Here is a 20,745-nt window from a genome sequence, read left to right as displayed (position 1 = left end):
TGGCGGGCACGACATCGCTCATCAGGTCCGCTCGTGACCGCGGGCGCGATGCCTGACGAGTTCGCGGATGCGCTGCGGATGCCGGTGAGTGGCTCACAAGGAACTCGCCCCTGCCGCGGGCACCGTCGCTACCGGCTCGCCGTGGTTCTGCTCGGGTCCTGGATCTTGACGGCCGGGAGGCGCACCACCACGATCAGCCCGCCGCCCGGTCGGGGATGGGCCTCGACGGTGCCGTGGTGGATGGCGGCGATGGACGCGACGATGGCCAGGCCCAGTCCGAACCCGGTGCTGCCGACCCGGTCGTCGAGGCGGCGGAACGGTTCGAACAGGGTGCCGACCAGGTGGGGCGGGACGACCGGGCCGGTGTTGGTGACGGTCACCGTCGCCCAGGCGCGGTCCGACGTGAGCCCGGTGGTGAGCCGTACGTGGCCGTCCGGGACGTTGTACCGCACCGCGTTGTCGACCAGGTTCGCGACCAGTCGCTCCAGCAGGACCGCGTCCCCCGCCACCGTGGCGGAGGCGAGCACCGCCTCCGGGCGCGGGGGGCCCTGCCTGTCCGCGTCCAGGACGTCCTCGGCGACGGTGGCCAGGTCGACGTCCTCGCGGACGGTCAGGCCGCGTTCGTTGCGCGCCAGGGTCAGCAGCGCGTCGATGAGGTCCTCGGCGGCGCCGACAGCCGCGCGTACGTCCCGGCCCATGGCGGTGAGTTCGGCATGGCTCGCCGTCGGCTTGGCCAGGACGACGTCCACGGTGGTGCGCATGACGGCCAGCGGTGTGCGCAGTTCGTGGCCGGCGTCGGCGATGAACCGCCGCTGGCTCGCGAACGCGGCCTGCAGGCGCGCGAGCATGTCGTCGAAGGTGTCGGCGAGTTCGCGCAGTTCATCGCGGGGCCCGGTGGCGGCGACCCGCGCCGAGAGGTCGAACCGGGAAGCGGTGCGCGCGGTCGCGGTGATGTGGTGCACCCGCCCCAGGACCCGGCCCGCGACGAACCAGCCCGCGACCGCGGCGAGCACGGTGGCGGTGGTCAGGGCGATCAGCGAGTAGCGCAGCAAGTGGTCGAGGGTGGCGTCGTGTTGGATGCGCGCGCCCGCCAACACGCCCTCGTCGTAGACGCGGAGGCACTTGATGCGGAAGTCGGCGTCTTCTCCGCTGACTTGCATCTCGCGGCGGCAGCGCTCAAGGAAGTCCGGAGGCATGCGGTTCGAACCGTCGTTCCCGGTGGGGCTGCCCTCCGGCAGGCGGGCGACCAGCGTGTACGTGATCGCTGCCAGCGTGCCGCCGCACGCCGCGAACATCACGGAGTACAGCAGGGTCAGCCGGGCGCGGATGGTCAACCAGGACCGGCTCACAGCCGGTACCCCCGGCCCACCACCGTCTCGATGAGCGCGGGCGCCCCCAGCTTGCGGCGCAGCCGGGCCATGGTGACCGACACGACGTTGCTGAACGGGTCGGCGTTGGCGTCCCACACGTGTTCGAGGAGTTCCTCGGCGCTCACCACGGCCCCGTCGGCGGCGGCGAGCATCTCCAGGACGCCGAACTCCTTGCGGGTCAGCGACAACGCCCGGCTGCCTCGGGTGGCGCGATGCCGGGCGCGGTCCACCTTCAGGTCGCCGCGCAGCACGATCGGCGGGGCGGACGGCGCCCGGCGTCCCACCGCCCGCACCCGGGCGACCAACTCGTGGAAGGCGAACGGCTTTCCGAGGTAGTCGTCGGCACCCAGTTCGAGGCCGTCCACCCGGTCGTCGACGGACACCGCGGCGGTCAGCATCAGGATGCGGGCACCGCGTCCGGCGAGGGAGCGGCACACCCGGTCGCCGTGCACGCACGGCAGGTCGCGGTCCAGGACGACGACGTCGTACTCGGTGTGCGCCGCACGTTCGAGTGCGGCGGCACCGTCGTTGACCGTGTCGACCGCCATCCCGGCGTCGCGCAGTCCCTCGGCGATCCGCTCCGCCAACCTCACGTGGTCCTCGACCACCAGCACCCGCATGAACGCCATTGTGGGGCGCGATACATGACATTCGTACGACAACCGGTGTCGCGCTGCTGCGGGTGTCCGGCGCGTAGACCTCGACACATGAGACGAACACTCGTGACACCCCTCTTGGTGGGCGCGCTGGCGCTCACCGCCGCATGCTCGTCCTCGGCCTCCGACGACGGCATCGCATCGATCGGGAGCACCGGATCGGCGCGTCCGACGGCGTCCCCGTCCGTGGACCCCGTTGTCCGGTTCGCCGGGTGCATGCGCGACCAGGGCCAGAATGTCGCCGACCCCGAGCCGAACGTCCCCTACCAGGTCGCGCCGCCCGGCGGCGGCGTCCCCACGGACGCGTGGAAGGCCGCGCTCCAGCAGTGCCGGCACCTCCTTGTCGACGGCGGCGACGGCCTCGGCGCCGGCCTGACCAACGAGGAGCTTGAGGAGTTCCGGGCGTTCGCGGTGTGCATGCGCGCCCACGACATCCCGATGACCGATCCGACACCCGACGGTGACATGACCATCGGGGGCCGGTTCGCGTCCGTCAGCCGCACCCAGTTGGAGGCCGACCCCGGATACCAGAGCGCGTTCACGGCCTGCAAGGACAAGCTCCCGTCCGGGGATTCGCACCGCGCCGGCGCGAAGGGCGGTGTCACGTGAAGCGGCCCACCCGTACGGCCGCGGCCGTCGGCGCCGCCGTGCTGGCCGGCGGCGGAGTGACCGCGGCCGCGCTCGGGTTCGGCGGTGCGGGCGGCCAGGGCGCGTCCGCCGCCGCACCGCCCGCGACCGCGCCGGTCACCCGGATGACGCTCACCCAGACGCAACTCGTCAACGGCGTCCTGGGCTACGGGCCCACCACTCCGGTCGCCGCACGCGGCCAAGGCATCATCACCTGGCTGCCGCCACTCGGCTCCACCGTCGTGCGCGGCGCGCCGCTCTACAAGGCCGACAACCACCCTGTGGTGCTCTTCCATGGTGTTCTGCCGCTGTTCCGGGCGCTGCACCCGAGCGATGCGGGCGACGACGTCGCCGAGGTCGAGGCCAACCTCGCGGCGCTGGGCTACACCGGCTTCGCCGTCGACGCGGCGTACACCGCCGAGACGGCGACCGCCGTCAAGAAGTGGCAGGCCGACCTCGGACTCGCCCAGACCGGCACCTTCGACCCGGCCGGTGCGGTCGTCGCGCCCGGCGACGTGCGGGTGGCGTCGCACACCGCACACCTGGGGGATCCGGCGAACGGTCCCGTGCTGGGTTCCACCGGTACCGTCCGGCGGGTCGACATCGACCTCGACGTGGCCCTGCAAGGCCTCGTGCGGACCGGTATGTCCGCTGTCCTCACGCTGCCGAACCGCACCACCGTGGACGGCACGGTGACCTTCGTGGGCACCGTCGCCACGCCCGGCGCGGACGACCACCACCCGGCGACCATCGCCGTGACGGTGGATGTGGCCGACCCGACGAAGCTCGGCGGGCTCGACCAGGCGCCGGTCGTCGTCGCCGTCGTGTCCGCCACCGCCGAACGGGTGCTGACCGTGCCCGTCACCGCGCTGGTCGCGCTCGCCGAAGGCGGCCACGGCGTCCAGGTGGTCACGAACTCCGGCAACCGCTACGCGGCCGTCCAACTCGGCATGTTCGCGAAAGGCCGGGTGGAGATCACGGGCGCCGGCATCACCGAGGGCACCGTCGTGGGGGTGGCCTCGTGATCACGCTGGAGGACGTCGGCAAGTCCTATCCAGGCGGCGTCGCGGCGCTGCGCGAGGTGTCGCTGAGCATCGACGAGGGCGAACTGGTCGGCGTGGTGGGACCGTCCGGCTCCGGCAAGTCCACGATGCTGCACCTGATCGGGGCGTTGGACACACCCACGACCGGACGTGTGACCGTGGCCGGCCACGACGTGGCCGGGCTCTCACCGAGCGGACTGGCCGCGCTGCGCGGCGGTGTCATCGGGTTCGTGTTCCAGCAGTTCCACCTCGCGGCCGGGGTGACGATCATGGACAACGTCGCGGACGGCCTGCTGTACGCCGGAGTCCCGATAGGCGAACGCCGCCGTCGGGCCCGTGCCGTCCTCGACCGGGTTGGCCTCGGCCACCGGCTCACCCACTGGCCGCACGAGCTGTCGGGCGGCGAGAAGCAGCGCGTCGCGATCGCTCGCGCCGTCGTCGGCGAACCCCGACTCCTGCTCGCGGACGAACCCACCGGGAACCTCGACTCCGTCTCGGGAGCCGAGATCCTGCGGCTGCTCGGCGACCTCCACGCCGGCGGCACGACCATCGTGGTCATCACGCACGACCTGGACATCGCGGCCGCCCTGCACCGCCAGGTGCGCATGCGGGACGGCCGGGTGACGGCATGACCGCGGCCCCGCCAGGCGTCCCCCGCTCGCGGCTGTTGCGTCGCGACGTCCTCCGGGTCGGCGCCGCCGGCCTGCACACCCGACCGCTTCGGGTGTTCCTGTCCGCGCTCGGCATCTCCATCGGCATCGCCGCGATGGTCTCCGTCGTCGGCATCACCGGTTCCGGTCGTGCCGACCTCGACCGGCGGCTCGCCCGCCTCGGCACCAACATGCTCACCGTCAGCGCGGGGCGCACCGTCCTGGGCGACCCCGCGCAACTGCCCGCCGAGGCGGTGCCGATGATCCGGCGGATCGGCCCGGTCGACTCGGCGACCGCGACCGCGAACCTGACGGGCTTACACATCTACCGCAGCGACCTGGTGAACCCCGACGAAACCGGCAACATGCCCGTACTCGCGGCACGCACCGACCTCCTCGACACGATCGGCGCACGACTGGTGCAGGGGGCGTGGCTCGACGACGCGACCGCGTCGTATCCGACCGTCGTACTCGGTGCCAACGCCGCACACCGGCTCGGAGTGCTCCAACCTGGCGCCACCACCCAAGTCTGGCTCGCGAAACGGTGGTTCACCGTCATCGGCGTCCTGGAACCGGTTCCCCTCGCCCCGGAACTGAACTCCGCCGCACTGGTGGGCTGGGCCGAGGCGGGCGCCGAACTGGGCTTCGACGGACGGCCGACCACCGTCTACACCCGCACCCACGACGACGCCGTCACCACGGTCCGCGCCGTCCTCCCCGCCACGGTCAACCCCGAATCCCCGCACGAGGTCAGCGTCTCGCGACCCTCCGACGCCCTGGAAGCCAAACAGGCCGCCGACGGCGCCCTGACCGGACTGCTGCTCGGACTCGGCGCCGTCGCCCTGCTGGTCGGTGGCGTCGGCGTGGCCAACACCATGGTCATCTCGGTCCTCGAACGCCGTTCCGAAATCGGACTGCGCCAAGCCCTCGGCGCCACCCGCGCACACATCGGCGCCCAGTTCCTCGTCGAATCCCTGCTCCTCGCGGCCCTGGGCGGAGTCGCGGGCGCCCTGCTCGGCATCGGCGTCACCGCCGGATACGCCACCGCACGGGGCTGGCCGACGGTCGTCCCACTCTGGGCCTCCGTCGGAGCCGTCCTCGCAACCCTCGTCATCGGCGCGGCCGCAGGCCTGTACCCGGCCTGGCGCGCCTCCCGACTCGCCCCCACGGAAGCCCTCGCCGCACCATGAGGAACGGGCGCGGGCCGCTACGGGCCCGCGCCCATTCCGTCGCGCAACCGCGACGGGAGGGCCACCTCGGGGTCGATCTCGTGCGGCGGCCGGCGCAGCTTGTTCTCGGCCGCGGCGGGCTGGGCGGATTCCTCGCATCGTCGCCCATCCCGGCCCGGGCCTGTCTGCCCTGCCGGTCTGGGGCCGTTCGGCGTAGGTCCCGCAACACGCCGCCTGGCGTCCCGCCCGCGGGCGGACGCGGCTGTCAATCTGTCCTACGAAGATGTCCGCCGACGGCGCAGGTTTGTCCTGCGGGTCGTCCGGCGGAACGCTGGAACCGCCGACGACGGGGGAGACCGATGGCCGCACCGTCCTTCCATGACGGCAACGCCTTGGCGGGCCCGCTGTCCGCCGTCTTCGCCGCCGACATCACCATGGCCGTGCGGCGCTGCCCCGGATGCGGCACCGAGGCGACCGTCGCCGCACTGCACGTCTACGACGCGGGGCTCGCCGCCGTCGCGCGCTGCCCCCACTGCCACGACGTGGCTCTCCGCGTCGCCCGGCACGGCCAAACGCTGTGGCTGGACTTCGGGAGCGGCGGCGCCCTGCGCTTCCGGCTGGACGGCGAGTCCTGAAGTCCGCCTGACCGCACCGGTACCTGCGGCGGACGCCTCAGCCGAAACGCTCGGTGCGGATGCGGGCCTGGTCGTGACCCAGGCCGACCAGCAGGTTCGCGGCATGCTCGACGAAGGCGGTCGGCCCGCATACGTAACACCACGGCCGGTCGGCGGGCCGCCAACCGGCCACGTCCAGGTCGGATGCCGTCAGACGGCCGGCCGGGGGAACCCCTCCGGAGGCCGGCGGGTGTAGACGTACGCAATGCTCGCTCCCGTCCGGTCCGCGCCCATCCTGTCCAGATCGGACGCGAACCAGCGTTGGCCTGGGTCGCGCAGCGAATAGACCAGGCGGAACGGTGCCGGGCCGGAGGCCTCCTCGCGGGCCCTGAGCATCGCCATCAGCGGTGCCACGCCCGACCCTCCCGCGACCAGCAGCACCGGGTCGCGCCACTGGGGACGCCACACGAACCAGCCGCCCAGCGGCCCGCGCACCTGCACGTCCGCGCCGACCGGGAGTCCTTCGGCCAGGTACGGCGACACCTCACCGTCGGACACCGGCTGCACCGAGATCTGCACAGCCCCTTCGCCGTCGGCCGGAGCCGACAGCGAGTAGCTGCGCACCGCCTGGTAGCCGTCGTCCGCGGTGAGCCGCACATCCACGTGCTGGCCCGCAAGGTGCCCCGGCCACGAGGGCACCGCGAACACCAACGTGCGCGCACTTGCGGTCTGGGGGAATCGGTCGACCAATCGGGCACGCAACCACGCTCCGGTCACGGTCAGTCTCCCCAATACCTCTGCTCGCGCCACGGGTCCCCGTAGTCGTGGTAGCCCAGGGCCTCCCAGAAGCCCTGCTCGTCGCGTTCCATGAGCCGCACGCCCGACACCCACTTCGCCGACTTCCAGAAGTACAAATGCGGGATGAACATCCGTGCGGGACCGCCGTGTTCCGCGGTCAGCGGGCGGCCGTCGTACTCGTGGACGACCCACGCCTTGCCGCCCGTGATGTCCGCCAGGGGAACGTTCGTCGTGTAGCCGCCGAACGACTCGACCATCGCGTAGCCGACGTCCGTGCCCACGCCCTCCAACAGCACATCCAACGACACCCCGCGCCACACTGTGTCGAACTTCGACCAGCGGGTGACGCAGTGGATGTCCTTGCGGACATCCTCTTGGGGAAGGCGCTGGAATTCGTCCCACGTCCACTGCCGTCGGTCACCGCGGGCGTCCGTGACCGTGAAGCGCCAATGGGACAAATCGATTGCCGGTGTCGGCCCCGCCGACAGGACGGGGAATCCGTCCGCGACAAACTGCCCCGGGGGCAGCCGAGGGTCGTCGCTGCGATGAAACCGCTTGAAGCCCGGCGACAGCCCACTCACTCAGTGCTCCACTCCTTCGGCAACCTGGTCGCCACGATGGCAGGTTCCGGGAGGTGTGCCCGACTTCCGTGGCTCGTGTTCCCGCTTCACGGCCGATCACCACTCGAACGCCGCAACCTGCCGCCCGCGTCGGAGCGGTGGGCGGTGGCGGGGACATGCGCGTCGCGGAATGGGCTGTTGTGGTGACTTCCGTGTGCCGCCCCGAGAAGCGAAGATCGGGGCGTCCTAGGGTGGGCTGCATGGCGCTCCGCCCGCATCAGATCGGGCTCTTCCCGCATCTGTTCCCCCATCATCGGCCGGGGCCGGGCGCGCCTTCCCAACGGCCGTGGGCGGTGACGGCGATGGTTGCGGGCGGCGGCGCCGCCGGTGCCGCGGCACGCGTTGCCCTGGCGAGATGGACGCCCGACTCCGTGCCCGGGTTTCCTGCGACGACGCTCTGGGTCAACCTCTCCGGTTGTTTCGCGATGGGCGTGCTGATGGGCGTCCTCCACTGCCGCACGCATCCGTCTCTGTGGGCGGGACCGGTACTGGGCAGCGGCTTCCTCGGCGGCTTCACGACGTTCTCGTCGTTCTCCGGCGGCGTCCGCGCGCTGCTGGCCGCCGGACGTTACGCCACGGCCGCTTCCTACGCCGCGGCCACCGTGGTGGGCGGTATCGCAGCGGCGGCCGTAGCCTACGCGTTCGTCGAGCACCTGACCCGCCGGCCACGCGAGTGAGCGCCGCGGACTGGCTGCTGGTGGCGTTGGGTGCGGCGGTCGCCGCGCCGCTTCGCTACTGGGTCGGGGTGTTCCTGAAGCCGACGTGGGAACGACCTTTTCCCTGGGGCACGTTCACCGTCAACGCCGCCGCGGCGCTGCTGTTCGGCATCGCCGCCGAGATGCGGGTGCCGCAGGAATGGATCCAGTCGCTGGTCGCGGTGGGCTTCTGCGGGGCCCTGTCGACGTTGTCGACGTTCGCGTTCGAGGCCGCGGGCCTCCTGATGCGGCATCGGGCCACGGTGGCGGTCGTGTACGTGCTGGCTACTGTGGCGGCGGGCCTTGCGCTGAGCTGGATCGGCTGGCGCGTGGGCACCGCGGTGTGGTGACTGCCCCCGGCAATGCCGGTCGCGTCCGGCAATCAGGCGTCAGCACGCGCAGCCTGCCCCGACAGCCTGACTGTGTCTACGGCTGCCGGGGGAGGCTGCGCGGGCGCGGATCCTGCGTCGAGCGCCGGGCGGCCGGGGTCAGGCGTGGTGAGGCGTCAGGTCGAAGCGGTCCAGGTCCATGACCTTGGCCCACGCTGCGGCGAAGTCGTGGACAAGTGACTCTTGTCCGTCCGCGCTTGCGTAGATTTCCGCGAGGGCGCGAAGCTCGGCGTTGGATCCGAAGACGAGGTCGGTCCTGCTCGCGGTCCACCGAGGCTTGCCGGTGGCCCGGTCGCGGCCTTCGAAGACCGCGGCTTCGGGGCCGGTGGGCGCCCACCTGGTGCCTTGGTCGAGCAGATTGACGAAGTAGTCGTTGGTGAGAATGCCGGGCCGGTCGGTGAGCACCCCGAGCGACGACCCCTGATAGGTCACGCCGAGGGCCCGCATGCCGCCGATCAGCACGGTGAGTTCCTGTGCGGTCAACCGGAGCAGGTCGGCTTGGTCGAGCATGTGGTATTCGGCGGGAAGGGAGCCGTTCTTGCCGAGGTAGTTGCGGAAGGCGTCCGTGGCGGGTTCCAGGTAGCCGAACCCGTCGACGTCGGTGTGTTCTTGAGAGGCGTCCACCCGTCCCGAGGCGAACGGCACCCGCACCGGGTGGCCCGCGTCGCGTGCCGACTTCTCCACCGCGGCACACCCTGCGAGCACGATCAGATCGGCAAGGGAGACGCCCCGTTCCGGAGCGCGCTCGCTGTTGAACGCCTGCTGGACGTCCTCCAGAGCGTGCAGTGTGGCGGACAGTCGCTCGGGTTCGTTGACGGCCCAGCCGCTCTGCGGTTCCAGGCGGACGCGCGCGCCGTTCGCCCCGCCGCGTTTGTCGCTTCCGCGGAATGTGGAGGCGGATGCCCAGGCGATCCACACCAGGTCGGCGACCGGCAGGCCGGAGGCGAGCACGCGGCGCTTGAGTTCCTCGACCGCCGCGTCGTCGAGCGGGGCGTGGACCGGATCGGGCAGCGGGTCCTGCCAGACGAGATGTTCGGCGGCTACCTCGGGCCCGAGGTAGCGGGAGATCGGGCCCATGTCACGGTGGGTGAGCTTGTACCAGGCGCGGGCGAACGCGTCGGCGAACTCGTCGGGGTGGTCGAGGAAACGGCGGCAGATCCGGGCGTAGTCGGGGTCCACGCGCATGGCGATGTCGGTGGTGAGCATGGCCGGCGTACGGCGCTTGGACGGGTCGTGGGGGTCGGGCACGGTGTCCTTGCCCGCGCCGCCCTTGGGCGTCCACTGGTGGGCGCCACCGGGGCTTCGGGTCAGTTCCCACTCGTAGCCGAGGAGGATCTCGAAGTAGCGGTTGTCCCAGCGCGTGGGGGTGTCCGTCCAGATCACTTCGAGGCCGCTGGTGATCGTGTCGTTGCCGTTGCCGAAGTCGCTGCGCCAACCGAGGCCTTGCTCTTCCAGCGGCGCGGCCTCGGGTTCGGGTCCCAGACGGTCCACGGCGGCGGCTCCGTGGGTCTTGCCGAAGGTGTGGCCCCCGGCGCACAAGGCGACGGTCTCCTCGTCGTTCATCGCCATGCGCGCGAACGTCTCGCGGATGTCAGTGGCGGACGCCATGGGGTCGGGATTGCCGCGTGGGCCTTCCGGGTTGACGTAGATCAGGCCCATGGTGTCGGCGGCGAGCGGAGCTTGCAGTTCGCCGTCGTCCTCGTGCCGCTCGTCGGTGAGCCAGGTCGTCTCGGGACCCCAGTACACGGCCTCGTCGGGACCCCAGACCTCCTCGCGGCCACCGCCGAAGCCGAACGTCTGGAAGCCCATCGATTCCAGCGCGACGTTCCCGGACAGCACCATGAGGTCGGCCCACGACAACGCGCGCCCGTACTTCTCTTTGACCGGCCAGAGCAGCCGGCGTGCCTTGTCGAGGTTCACGTTGTCGGGCCAGCTGTTGACGGGGGCGAAGCGCTGCAGGCCGGCGCCGTTGCCGCCGCGGCCGTCGGTGACCCGGTAAGTCCCCGACAGATGCCACGCCATCCGGATGATGAAGGGCCCGTAATGGCCGAAGTCCGCGGGCCACCAGTCCTGCGAGGTGGTCAGAACCGCGAGGATGTCCCGCTTCACCTCGGGCAGGTCGAGAGCGCTGAACGCCGCCGCGTAGTCGAAGTCCGCCCCGTACGGGCCCGGCGCGGGCCGGTGACGGTCCAGGATCGCGAGATTGAGGCGGTCGGGCCACCAATGGCGGATACCGTCGCCCCGTCGCGGGTCCGCGCCCGCCCACGCGGCGGGGCATTCGCTCGAGCCTGTGTTCGCAGGCAGCGCGGCGTTCATGTCGAGGTCGTCATGGTCCTGAGGCATGTCCGACATCAAGGCCTTCAATCCGGGATGAGCGCCCCTCGGGGGCGGAACGGGATGGGAACTGACCAGACTGGGGGTCCTGAAGTAACCCTTGACAACAAATGATCACGTAATGATGCATATTTCGCCTCATTCACCGCTCTTCGCGACCTGATACGAACGAGTGGATTCGGGGCTCGGGCCCCCGCTCTGCGCCCGGCCGTCGCGCCCGCCGACCTCATGCGTTCCGGCCGCCCGCGCGACCCCGAGACGATGGGCCCGTCTGCCATACGTGTGAAAATGCGACTACGGAGAGTCATCTCTTGAGTTGCGAAGCGTGGCGACGCTTGATCGTCTTGAGCGGGGAGGGGACGCCGCCGACAACCGTCGGCGGGAACGCGGGACGCGCGGCCGAGCCGCGGTCCCGGCGACTCCAGCGAAAGGACCGGCGCATGCCTGTCTGCACGACGCGTGACGGTGTCGACATCTTCTACAAGGACTGGGGTCAAGGGCGCCCCGTGGTGTTCATCCACGGATGGCCGCTCAACGGCGACGCCTGGCAAGACCAGTTGAAGGCCGTGGCCGACGCGGGATACCGCGGCATCGCCCACGACCGGCGCGGGCACGGCCGTTCCACCCCGGTGTGGGACGGCTACGACTTCGACACGTTCGCCGACGACCTGAACGACCTGATCACGGGCCTCGACCTGCGTGACGTGACGCTGGTCGCGCACTCGATGGGCGGCGGCGAACTCGCCCGCTACATCGGCCGCCACGGCACCGAGCGGATCCGGTCCGCGGTCCTGCTGTCGGCTGTCCCGCCGATCATGATCAAGTCCGACAACAACCCCGAAGGCGTGCCGGACGAGGTCTTCCAGCAGATCAAGGACGGCATCCTCAACGAACGCTCGCAGTTCTGGAAGGACACCGCCGTAGGGTTCTTCTCGGCGAACCGCCAGGGCAACAAGGTGACGCAGGGCAACAAGGACGCCTTCTGGTACATGGCGATGGCGCAGACCATCGAGGGCGGCGTCAAGTGCGTCGACGCGTTCGCGTACACGGACTTCACCGACGACCTGAAGAAGTTCGACGTCCCGACACTCGTCGTGCACGGCGACGACGACCAGGTCGTCCCGATCGACGCCACCGGCCGCAAGTCGGCGAAGATCATCGCGGACGCCGAACTCAAGGTCTACGAGGGCGGCTCGCACGGCATCGCCGTGGTCCCGGGCGACAAGGAGCGCTTCAACCAGGATCTCCTGGCGTTCCTCAAGAAGTAGGTCGGACCGCCCAGGACTTCAGGGGGCGCGGCCACGACGTGGCCGCGCCCCGGTCGCGTTCCCATGGACGGCGGCGCTACCCACCCACCCCGGCGCGGAAAGAGGATGCACGTGGCAAACCGACAAGCGGACAGGGCCGTATTCGCGGGCGGATGCTTCTGGGGCATGCAGGACCTGTTCCGGCGCCTGCCCGGCGTTCTCTCCACCCGCGTGGGGTACGCCGGTGGCGACACCCCGAACGCCACATACCGCAATCACGGCGACCATGCCGAAGCGATCGAAATCCTCTACGACCCTGAACAGGTGGGCTACCGGCGCCTCTTGGAGTACTTCTTCCAGATTCATGATCCGTCGACGGCGAACCGGCAGGGCAACGACATCGGCCGCAGCTACAGGTCCGCGATCTACTACGCCGACGACACGCAGAAAAAGGTGGCTCTGGACACCATCGCGGACGTCGACGCCAGCGGACTGTGGCCAGGCCCGGTGGTCACCGAGGTCGAACCCCTGGGCGACTTCTGGGAAGCCGAGCCCGAACACCAGGACTACCTGGTCAAGTACCCCGAGGGCTACACCTGCCACTTCCCCCGCCCGGACTGGCGGCTCCCCGCAGGCGAGCAAGCCTGACCGCGCAACGACGCGGCGTCCAACCGCGGGATCTCCCTCTCCTCCGCGCCGGACGCCTTCACCTGGGTGCTGACCGCGCGCGGCAGTGTGGTGTCGGAGGCCACCCGGGACATCGGATCGCCCGGAGGCACCCGCTCCCACTCCGACACATCCTGTAACTCCGTGTCGGCAGACGAGGCGTATGGGACCTGGTCAGGTGACGCCACTGTGGGTCTGCCGCTGATCATGAGGAGCGCTTCCGTACCGGCCACAAAGGTTGGCATGTGCCGAGGGTGTCGGCTCGCGCGTGTTTTGACGCCCTCCGAATTGTCGTGCCGGCACATGCGCAGCCGTTGGAGCGCTGGTTCCAAGATCAGGGTGCGGTCGGGGAGTTGGTGGCGGCAGGTGCGGGTGCAACGCGCCTTGACCGCATCAGGAATGCGGTCTTGGTGCTCTTTCTTCGAGGTCGGCGACCAGGTTCCGGGCGATTAGGGCAGCGCGTGCGGCGGTCGGGCGCCGTGTGGTGCCGATGACATGAATGAGCCGGGTGACGTGCTCGATGGCGGCGTCGGACGAGGTTGCGGCGCAACCACAGCACCGCATGCGGGTGCAGGCCCGGTGCCGTGGAGAAGCCGGCGGCTGCCGCCGCCGAGTTTTGGGGTCTCACGCACAGCTTCCATTGTTTGCTCGTCCTCTCCGGAGCAGACCGGGCGGGAGCGCCGGCTGTGACGGTCGTCGGCGCGGCACCGGGAGCCGACGGCCGGTTCAACGCGAATGCCTGTCGCAAGCGGATTCCTGTCACAAACGGGGAGGCCGCCCTGTCCTGGTGAGCAAACCCTTTGGGAGGAAACCCATGAGCGCTGAGCACGCACATTTGCCACCCGGCGTCGAGGTGGTCGCGACCTTGCCGGAAGCGGGGGCCCGGATATCTGCCGAGGCCGAGGCGCGGACGATTCGTGTCACCTTGGCCCCGGGTGATCCCGGGGCGCCGCCGCACCGGCATCCCGGGCCCGTGTTCGGCTACGTGACCCAGGGCGAGATCCTGTTCGAACTGGAGGGGCAGCAGCCAAGGGTGCTCAAAGCCGGTGATGCCCTGTGCGAGCCGGGGGGTGACGTCATCCACTACCAGGGCGCCAACAACCTGGCGGACGCGCAGTCGCAGCTGGTGGTGACCATGTTCGCCCCGACCGGCACTCCCGTTCTGACCGTGGTCGGCGAGGAGGAGTTGGCCGAGCGACGGCACCTGCGGTACCCGCAGATGAATCAGGCCGACCGTCGCGGCGATGCCGACGTCCGCGGGATCACCACGGTGGAAAGCCTGCGCGAGCACCTGCAATGGGCCATCGAGCTGGAACACGCCACGCTGCCGCCCTATCTCACGGCGCTCTATTCGCTCGACCCGAACCGGAACGCGCAGGCGGTGGAGCTGCTGAGCAGTGTGTTCGTGGAGGAGATGATCCATCTCGCGCTTGCCGCGAACCTGCTGAACGCGGTCGGCGGACGGCCGCACATCGACACGCCGCAGATGCTCGCGCCGTACCCGCGGCCGGTACCCCACGCCGATCCCGCCATGGAGCTGTCCTTGCTTCCATTCGGGAAAGGGGCGCTTGCGATGTTCCTGCGACTCGAGCAGCCGGCGCACCCGGGCGACCCGGGGGAGAGCGACAATTACGAGACGATCGGCCAGTTCTACGACGCGATCGAGAGCGGACTGCGCCGCCTCTGCGCCGAACTCGGCGAGGAGAAGGTCTTCGTCGGCGATCCCGCGCGGCAGGTGACGGCGGGCCCGTTCGGTCACACGGGCGGGAAGCTGAGCCCGGTCACCGACCTTGCCACGGCGCTTGCCGCCTTGGAGGAGATCGTCGAGCAAGGTGAGGGCGCGGCTCGCACCGACGTATGGGACGGGGACATGGACATGTTCCACCCGCAAACCAAGGCCGTGTCCCACTACTACCGGTTTCAGGAACTCGCCGCGGGGCGCCGCTACCAGGCCGGTGACACACCGGCAACCGGTCCTACCGGCGAGGTGGTTGCGGTGGACCCGGCCGGTGTGTACCCGGTCCGCCCGAACCCGCGGCTGGAGGATCACCCGGTCGGCAGCGAGATCCGCACCGCGCAGGAAGCGTTCAACGAGACGTACTGCGAGGTGCTTGAGTTCCTGGAGCACGCGTTCGACGGCGAGCCCGAGATGCTGAAGATGGCGGTGCGGGCCATGTACGCGCTCGAGAAGAACGCGCGGGCGCTGATGGCGATGCCCGACGGCGAGGGCCTGAGGGCGGGCCCGACGTTCGATTACGTGCGCCCGGAGGACCGTCGCTGAACCAGGTCTCCCGCGCCCGAGGCGCCCGGCTGTCACCACAGCCGGGCGCCTCGTCGCGTTACGCGGACTTCCGGTGCAGCAGCCGTTCGCCCCCCGCTCGGCTCCGCACTGCGGAGCGCAGCCGGACTCGTGCCGGGCCGCGCTCGCTCTCCGTCGTGCCGCCCCAGATGCCCTCCACGGGGCCGAAGCTCCGCGCCCATTCCAGGCATGTGTCCTTGACGGGGCAGCCGGCGCAGACAGCCTTCGCCTCGTCGACCTGGACCGCATTCGGTCCGGCCCTGCCGATGGGGAAGAAGAGGTCGGGATCGGAGTCTCGGCAAGCTGCCTTTTCGCGCCAGTACACGGCAGCGCTTCCTTTCTCGTCACGGGTCGAGCGGGTCCTGCCGGCGCCGCCCCGCAGGGCGGTCACACGGTCGGCGTCGGTAGCGCGGGCTGTTTCATGCGCAGGCTCTCTCATGCGCAGGCCGCCTCGTCCCACCGGGCAACGCCGTCGTCGGTGAGTGCCGCTTCCAGACCGCGGAGTTCGCCCGTCCGGGCTGCCACGACGATCGCCTGGACCAAACGCCGATGGGCGTCCGGGTCGACCTGCTGCTGGTGACGGCGGTTGCGCAGCCTCTCCTGCGCGCGGGAGACCTGCTGTCGCGCGTTGGCGACCGTCAAGCCGAGGAGTTCGCCGATCTCGTCGTAGGAGTAGCCGAACGCCTCGCGGAGCACGTACGCGGCACGCTGCTTCGGCGTCAGGGCCCGGAGCAGCAGGAGTACTGCCTGCTCTACGCCCTCCCGCTGCTCGGCGAGTGCTTCCGGGGCCGTGCCGTTGTCCGCCGAGTCCGGGAGCCAGGGCGTGGCACTGGACTCGCTCCGCCTCCGCGCCGAATTGACCAGGTTGATGGACAGCCGAACGGTCGTCGTCCTGAGCAGCGCCAGCGGGTTCGCGACGACGGCGCGGTCCGTGCCCTGCCAGCGCAGCCACGCCTCCTGGATGACGTCCTCGGCGTCGCCCGGATCTCGGAGGATCCGGCCGGCGATCTTGAGCAGCCCGGGGCGGGCGCTGACGAACACGTGGGTGGCGTCGTTCAGTTCGGCCGTCGCGGATGCGGCGGTGACCGTCGCCGTCTGCGGGCTCTGCCGGGTTGTGATCGCAGATGTGTCCACGATCGGCTCCTTTGCTGCCTTGGTATCGGCGGCCTCAAGGCCGCCGATACCAAGTTCGCGCCGGCAGTCGATCCGTCGCGCCCCGGAACGTCCGTAGGCGACCCCGTGGTCACCCCGTGGTCACCACGTGGTCCGAACGAGTGCCCACGGGGGAGCGCGTTGCCGCGTAGGGACGATCGCGCCCGGCAGAGGGCGCGGAGCTGCGGAGCGAGCAGCACCCGGGAAGAGCGGACAGCCGGAGGTCAGGAAGGCGCCGGCTTGCCGCCCGGGAGCACCGCGCCGAGCTGTTTGCGGGACTTGATCCCGAGCTTCGTGAACACCTTCCGCAGATGCCACTCGACGGTGTGCGAGCTGAGGAAGAGCTGCGCGCCGATCTCTTGGTTCGTCAGCCCCTCGGCCGCCAGACGCGCGATCTGCGCTTCCTGCGGCGTGAGCGCCGCGTCGCTGCGCTCCGTGCGCGTGTGCACCGTTTCGCCGGTGGCCTCCAGCTCTTGGCGGGCACGCCGGGCGAAGGCTTCCATGCCGCCTTCGTCGAGAATCGCGTAGGCGGCGGAGAGTTGTTCGCGTGCGTCGCCGGGCCGGTTCTCACGGCGCAGCCATTCGCCGTACAGCAGTTGCGTGCGCGCCAGTGCCGTCCGCACCTGCGTGCCCTTGAGCGTCTCGATGGCTTCCCGGTAGTGGGCCTCGGCGGCGTCGCCTTCGCCGACCAGCGCACGCGCGGCCGCCGCGGTGCCCGACGCCCACGCTGTCTCGGTGGCCTGCGCGATCTCCGTGAGGCGGGCGGCAGTCTCGGCCGCGAGGCCGTGCTGTCCGCTGCGAGCCGCGGCCTCCACCAGCTCGGACAGGGAGGAAAGGGCGAGCCCCAGCTCCTGAGGGTAGGCGCAGCCTTGCACGGCCGCGGCGCATGCCTCCTCATACCGGCCGAGACCGTTGTACAGAACCGCCAGCGCCCACTGCGACGCGGTGAGCACCTTGCCCTCGCCGCTCAGGTTGCCGTCGAGGGAGACCGTTTCGATCGCCTGGAGCGTCTCGGCCTCGCGTCCCCTCCAGGACTCGATCACGAGCGACCCGTAGTGGGACAGGAAATGGCTGCCGGTTGCTTCCGCGATCGTCGCCGCCTCCGCGGCGAGCGAGTCCGCGTCGGCGAGGTCTCCGGCGAAGACCCGCGTCGCGAGGTGGAGCAGGAGGGCCGACGGCAGCACCGACAGGGCCCCGGTCTCGCGTGCCAGATGGACCAGCTTCTCGGCCAGGATGCTCCAGACCTCGAAGTCCCAGACGTTGTGGGCCATACGGCAGGCGAACGGGAGCCAGCTCAACGCTTTGTCCGCGGTGAACCCGCCGCACTTCAACGTGCTCAAGGCGTACCGCAGCTGCAGGGCGCCCGCGGTGTATCCGTCCGTGGTCGCCACGGCGAGGCCGTCGAGCAGAAGGTCCGTGGTCGCCGGGTACGGCGGCTGCGGCGCGGTGCGCACCGCGGCGGCGACCTCCTCGAGGCCGGGCCCGGTCGAGATCCGGCCCGCCGTCAGTGCCGCGTAGAAGGCGTCACGGTAGGTCTCGCGTGCGGCGCCGACATCGAGTGGCTCGAGTTGCTTGGCCGCGGTGAGCAGCAGCGGCACGGTGGCGCCGGCGCCGCGGGATGCGAAGGTGATCTGTCCGCGCAGCAGGCTGGCGCGGGCGCGCTGCCGATCGTCGAGGGTGTCCAGCTCGGCCACGCTCAGCAGTTCGAGCGCCGCGTCGAACGCGCCCGCCAGGTACTTGGCCCGGGCCGCCGCCAGCGCCCGGGTCCTCCGGCGGGCGGGATCGGGCGTCAGCTCGACGGCTCGTTCCAGGAAGGCCGCCGACGCGGCGATACCGCCTCGTGCCTGGGCCCGGTCGGCGGAGCCCACCAGTTCTCGGGCCACGTCCTCGTCCGGTCCCTCCGTGGCCCGTGCCAGATGCCATGCCCGGCGATCGGGGTCGGATCCGGCGTCGGTGGCCTCGGCCAATGCCCGGTGCGCGTCCCGGCGTTCCGAATGCTCCGCCGCGTGGTAGGCGGCCGTGCGTACCAGCGGATGCCGGAACTGCACCCGGGTGCCTATCGTGAGCAGCCCGGCCGCCAGAGCGGGAGCCGCCTCGTTCATGGATATGCCGAGGACGTCGGCGGCGCTTCGGAGCAGGGAGACGTCGCCGACGGGTTCGGCCGCCGCCAGCAGCAGAAAGCGACGGGTCTCCGCGGGCAGCGCCTGGACCCGTAGCGCGAAGTTGTGCCGCAGGGTGCTGGAGAGCGGTTGTACGTCTGGCGAGGCGAAGCCTCCGGCGATCTCCGCGGGGGAGGAGGCACGCGGCAGCTCCAGCAGCGCCAGCGGGTTGCCGCGGGCCTCGGCGAGGAGTCGGCTCCGGACCGTGTCGTCGAAGCCGCCGGGGAGCACCGACTTGAGGAGGGCGCGGGCTTCGGGTTCGCTCAGTCCGCCGAGCGCCAGCTCCGGCAGCCCTTCGAGGGCACGCTCACCCTCGGGCTCGCGCACGGCGAAGATCAGCCCGACGCGCTCCGCGGCCAACCGCCGGGCAACGAACGCGACGACCTGCGCCGAAACGCGGTCGAGCCACTGCACGTCGTCGACCAGGCAGACGAGCGGCATCTCTTGTGACACCTCGGCGAGCAGGCTGAGAACCGCAAGGCCGACGAGGAAACGATCCGGGGGTGTCCCTGCGCTGATGCCGAAGGCAGTCTCCAGGGCCGTGCGCTGGGGATCGGGGAGACGCCCGAGGTGACCGAGGAAGGGCGCGCACAGTTGGTGGACGCCGCCGAAGGCCAACTCCATCTCGGCCTCGACGCCCGCCGCCCGCACCACGCGGAAGCCATCGGCGCGGTCGGCCGCGTACTCCAGCAACGCGGTCTTCCCGATACCGGCTTCGCCCCGCAGCACGAGGACGGCGCTTCGGCCGGCCCGCACTTTGGCCAAGTGTCGGTCCAGCACCGCACGTTCGCTTTGCCGGCCTTGCAGGCGAAGGCCCGGGTTCCTACCTTGCACGAACACTCCAGTGAGCGTATAGGGAGGCGGCGACTTCGCAAATCCGTTCGCGCGGCCATCCCCTCCGTAAGCGCCCTGAGCGCCGGGTCCGCCGCTCACCGGGGCACGGTGGCGAAGCGATTGCGCGAACCGATGAAGGCGGCGATCTTGCTCGGGTTGAACACCCACAGCACCTGGTGGATGCCCTGGTCCGAGGCTGCGATCGTCATGAAGACGATCGGCTGCTCTCCCTGGTACAGCAGAACCGCGCTCCTCCCGTTGGCCTCGACGACGCGGGCCTCGCCCGGCCAGAGCCGCGGAAGCGCGGACGCGATGTTCGCCACACGGGCGCGGCCGACGACCGGGATGCGCGAGGCGCCGCGCAGCCCGTTGCCGTCGGACAGGCTGACGGCGTCGGGCGTCAGGAGCGCCTCCAGCGAAGCGACGTCTCCGTCCTGGGCGGCCGCGATGAAGGCTTCGAGCAGTCTCGTGTGCTCGCGGTTGTCGACGCTGCCGTGCTGGTCGTCCGCGAGGTGCTTGCGGGCCCGGCTCACGATCTTCCGGGCGTTGACGGGGGAGAGGCCCAGCATTTCCGCGATCTCCGCGTAGGCGTAGCCGAATGCTTCCCTCAGCACGTAGGCGGCCCGCTCCGTCGGTGTGAGCCTCTGCAGCACGAGGAGCAGCGCGAGCTCCAGGGCATCGGTGGGCTCTGCCTCGGCAATCGGATCGATGGCGGTGTCCACGGGTTCGGGCAGCCAGGGGCCGACGTAGGTCTCGCGCCGGACGCGGGCCGACTGGGCCACGTTGATGGCCAGCCGCACTGTGGTACTGGACAGGAACGCGGCGGGGTCGACCACCGCGGACCGGTCGGTCCGCTGCCAGCGCAGCCACGCTTCCTGCACCACGTCCTCGGCTTCCACCGTGCTGCCCAGCACGCGGTACGCGATGCCGTAGAGGCGCGGCCGCAGCTTCGTGAACGTGGCAACAGCCTCGCCGAGGTCCTCCTCGATCGCGGATGCCTCTGGGCGCATGCTCCTGCCGACTCCGTTTCCCGGGCCACCGGGTTGTCCGGGGGCGCGATCACAAGGTGCAGCAAAGCCGCGCATTCGTCCAGTCCGCGACGAAAGGAGCGCCCGCGGGACGGCGGGCGGCACCGCTGCGGAAGCGGGCGCCGTGTCACAGATCGGGGACGCCCGCTGTCTCATGATCGAAGGGCCGACCCGGACAGGAGAAAAGGGTGAGCGTTCCGAGAACCGCACCGAAATTCGCGCGTGGCACCGCGGAATCCGCAAACCCGAGAAAGGGGCCGAACACAGGGGGCCCCATTCCGCGGCCATATGGTCTCGGCACCAAATCGCGCGGCTTGGGAAATTCCGCCGTGGAGGCGGCACCGGTCCGGCGGGGCCGCGGCCGGCCCGGTCCGGTCACGAGAGCGGACTACGAC

18 protein-coding genes and 1 pseudogene are annotated in these 20,745 nt (G+C 70.7%); 10 read left to right on the top strand and 9 right to left on the bottom strand.

All coding sequences use genetic code 11. The features are described 5' to 3' along the window. Nucleotides 1-128 precede the first annotated feature (128 nt). Both ACPA54_RS03325 and ACPA54_RS03320 read right to left on the bottom strand, forming a co-directional pair. Nucleotides 129-1,349 (bottom strand): sensor histidine kinase, encoded by a 1,221-nt coding sequence (locus ACPA54_RS03325; protein ID WP_423526559.1) that lies wholly within the window; start codon nt 1,347-1,349, stop codon nt 129-131. Further along, nucleotides 1,346-1,990 carry a response regulator transcription factor gene (locus ACPA54_RS03320; protein ID WP_423526557.1) on the bottom strand — a complete coding sequence of 215 codons (645 nt, stop codon included), beginning with the start codon at nt 1,988-1,990 and terminating at the stop codon, nt 1,346-1,348. The genes ACPA54_RS03325 and ACPA54_RS03320 overlap by 4 nt, the downstream gene beginning before the upstream one ends. Nucleotides 1,991-2,077: 87 nt before the next feature. Here ACPA54_RS03320 and ACPA54_RS03315 point away from each other — a divergent pair, with 87 nt between their 5' ends. From ACPA54_RS03315 to ACPA54_RS03295, 5 genes are all read left to right on the top strand, one after another. Then, on the top strand, nt 2,078-2,635 hold the full coding sequence (locus ACPA54_RS03315; protein WP_423526555.1) for a hypothetical protein: 558 nt from the start codon (nt 2,078-2,080) through the stop codon (nt 2,633-2,635). Next, nucleotides 2,632-3,678 carry a peptidoglycan-binding protein gene (locus ACPA54_RS03310; protein WP_423526553.1) on the top strand — a complete coding sequence of 349 codons (1,047 nt, stop codon included), beginning with the start codon at nt 2,632-2,634 and terminating at the stop codon, nt 3,676-3,678. Before ACPA54_RS03315 ends, ACPA54_RS03310 begins: the two co-directional genes overlap by 4 nt. Then, nucleotides 3,675-4,328, top strand: coding sequence for an ABC transporter ATP-binding protein (locus ACPA54_RS03305; protein WP_423526551.1), 654 nt, complete (start codon nt 3,675-3,677; stop codon nt 4,326-4,328). The genes ACPA54_RS03310 and ACPA54_RS03305 overlap by 4 nt, the downstream gene beginning before the upstream one ends. Further along, nucleotides 4,325-5,536 carry an ABC transporter permease gene (locus ACPA54_RS03300; RefSeq protein WP_423526549.1) on the top strand — a complete coding sequence of 404 codons (1,212 nt, stop codon included), beginning with the start codon at nt 4,325-4,327 and terminating at the stop codon, nt 5,534-5,536. Before ACPA54_RS03305 ends, ACPA54_RS03300 begins: the two co-directional genes overlap by 4 nt. 338 nt (nt 5,537-5,874) lie before the next feature. Next, nucleotides 5,875-6,150, top strand: a complete 276-nt coding sequence (locus tag ACPA54_RS03295) for a DUF6510 family protein (protein ID WP_423526547.1) — start codon at nt 5,875-5,877, stop codon at nt 6,148-6,150. A 37-nt stretch (nt 6,151-6,187) separates the two neighbouring features. Here ACPA54_RS03295 and ACPA54_RS03290 read toward each other — a convergent pair. Continuing rightward, nucleotides 6,188-6,912: pseudogene (locus ACPA54_RS03290) on the bottom strand (ferredoxin reductase). Continuing rightward, complete coding sequence (locus tag ACPA54_RS03285; RefSeq protein WP_423526545.1) at nt 6,909-7,508, bottom strand: sulfite oxidase-like oxidoreductase; 600 nt, start codon at nt 7,506-7,508, stop codon at nt 6,909-6,911. The pseudogene ACPA54_RS03290 and the gene ACPA54_RS03285 overlap by 4 nt, the downstream one beginning before the upstream one ends. A 239-nt stretch (nt 7,509-7,747) precedes the next feature. Here ACPA54_RS03285 and ACPA54_RS03280 point away from each other — a divergent pair, with 239 nt between their 5' ends. After that, nucleotides 7,748-8,224 carry a fluoride efflux transporter FluC gene (locus ACPA54_RS03280; protein WP_423526544.1) on the top strand — a complete coding sequence of 159 codons (477 nt, stop codon included), beginning with the start codon at nt 7,748-7,750 and terminating at the stop codon, nt 8,222-8,224. Beyond that, nucleotides 8,221-8,592, top strand: a complete 372-nt coding sequence (gene crcB, locus ACPA54_RS03275) for a fluoride efflux transporter CrcB (protein WP_423526542.1) — start codon at nt 8,221-8,223, stop codon at nt 8,590-8,592. Before ACPA54_RS03280 ends, crcB begins: the two co-directional genes overlap by 4 nt. Nucleotides 8,593-8,730: 138 nt before the next feature. Here crcB and katG read toward each other — a convergent pair whose 3' ends face one another. Continuing rightward, a complete protein-coding gene (katG, locus tag ACPA54_RS03270) occupies nt 8,731-10,974 on the bottom strand; it encodes a catalase/peroxidase HPI (protein ID WP_423526540.1) in 2,244 nt (747 codons plus the stop codon). 431 nt (nt 10,975-11,405) lie between these two features. Here katG and ACPA54_RS03265 point away from each other — a divergent pair, with 431 nt between their 5' ends. The 3 genes from ACPA54_RS03265 (at nt 11,406) to ACPA54_RS03255 (ending at nt 15,159) form a co-directional block, all read left to right on the top strand. Then, nucleotides 11,406-12,233 carry an alpha/beta fold hydrolase gene (locus ACPA54_RS03265; protein WP_423526538.1) on the top strand — a complete coding sequence of 276 codons (828 nt, stop codon included), beginning with the start codon at nt 11,406-11,408 and terminating at the stop codon, nt 12,231-12,233. Nucleotides 12,234-12,344: 111 nt separating this feature from the next. Beyond that, nucleotides 12,345-12,860, top strand: a complete 516-nt coding sequence (gene msrA, locus ACPA54_RS03260) for a peptide-methionine (S)-S-oxide reductase MsrA (RefSeq protein ID WP_423526537.1) — start codon at nt 12,345-12,347, stop codon at nt 12,858-12,860. 805 nt (nt 12,861-13,665) lie between these two features. Next, the gene (locus tag ACPA54_RS03255) at nt 13,666-15,159 is read left to right on the top strand and encodes a ferritin-like domain-containing protein (RefSeq protein WP_423526536.1); all 1,494 of its coding nucleotides are present in this window, start codon (nt 13,666-13,668) and stop codon (nt 15,157-15,159) included. A gap of 58 nt (nt 15,160-15,217) precedes the next feature. Here ACPA54_RS03255 and ACPA54_RS03250 read toward each other — a convergent pair whose 3' ends face one another. From ACPA54_RS03250 to ACPA54_RS03235, 4 genes are all read right to left on the bottom strand, one after another. Beyond that, entirely contained in the window at nt 15,218-15,616 is a 399-nt protein-coding gene (locus ACPA54_RS03250; RefSeq protein WP_423526534.1) for a WhiB family transcriptional regulator, read from the bottom strand. Further along, nucleotides 15,613-16,311: a sigma-70 family RNA polymerase sigma factor gene (locus ACPA54_RS03245; RefSeq protein ID WP_423526532.1), complete on the bottom strand. Its 699-nt coding sequence runs from the start codon at nt 16,309-16,311 to the stop codon at nt 15,613-15,615. Before ACPA54_RS03245 ends, ACPA54_RS03250 begins: the two co-directional genes overlap by 4 nt. Nucleotides 16,312-16,553: 242 nt before the next feature. Further along, on the bottom strand, nt 16,554-19,322 hold the full coding sequence (locus ACPA54_RS03240; protein WP_423526530.1) for an ATP-binding protein: 2,769 nt from the start codon (nt 19,320-19,322) through the stop codon (nt 16,554-16,556). Between the two features lie 95 nt (nt 19,323-19,417). Next, nucleotides 19,418-20,332: a sigma-70 family RNA polymerase sigma factor gene (locus ACPA54_RS03235; RefSeq protein WP_423526528.1), complete on the bottom strand. Its 915-nt coding sequence runs from the start codon at nt 20,330-20,332 to the stop codon at nt 19,418-19,420. Nucleotides 20,333-20,745 lie beyond the last annotated feature (413 nt).

Source organism: Uniformispora flossi, from assembly GCF_049534875.1.
In the GTDB taxonomy this organism is placed as follows: Bacteria; Actinomycetota; Actinomycetes; order Streptomycetales; family Streptomycetaceae; genus Yinghuangia; species Yinghuangia aomiensis.
Note: the sequence above shows the minus strand (reverse complement) of the source record. Positions and strands in the feature narration are given on the sequence as shown.

Coding starts and splice junctions, on each gene's coding strand:
- ACPA54_RS03320 (WP_423526557.1), bottom strand. CDS start 1,990: ATGCGGGTGCTGGTGGTCGAGGACCACGTGAGGTTGGCGGAGCGGATC.
- ACPA54_RS03265 (WP_423526538.1), top strand. CDS start 11,406: ATGCCTGTCTGCACGACGCGTGACGGTGTCGACATCTTCTACAAGGAC.
- ACPA54_RS03295 (WP_423526547.1), top strand. CDS start 5,875: ATGGCCGCACCGTCCTTCCATGACGGCAACGCCTTGGCGGGCCCGCTG.
- katG (WP_423526540.1), bottom strand. CDS start 10,974: ATGCCTCAGGACCATGACGACCTCGACATGAACGCCGCGCTGCCTGCG.
- ACPA54_RS03235 (WP_423526528.1), bottom strand. CDS start 20,332: ATGCGCCCAGAGGCATCCGCGATCGAGGAGGACCTCGGCGAGGCTGTT.
- ACPA54_RS03280 (WP_423526544.1), top strand. CDS start 7,748: ATGGCGCTCCGCCCGCATCAGATCGGGCTCTTCCCGCATCTGTTCCCC.
- ACPA54_RS03315 (WP_423526555.1), top strand. CDS start 2,078: ATGAGACGAACACTCGTGACACCCCTCTTGGTGGGCGCGCTGGCGCTC.
- ACPA54_RS03250 (WP_423526534.1), bottom strand. CDS start 15,616: ATGAGAGAGCCTGCGCATGAAACAGCCCGCGCTACCGACGCCGACCGT.
- ACPA54_RS03300 (WP_423526549.1), top strand. CDS start 4,325: ATGACCGCGGCCCCGCCAGGCGTCCCCCGCTCGCGGCTGTTGCGTCGC.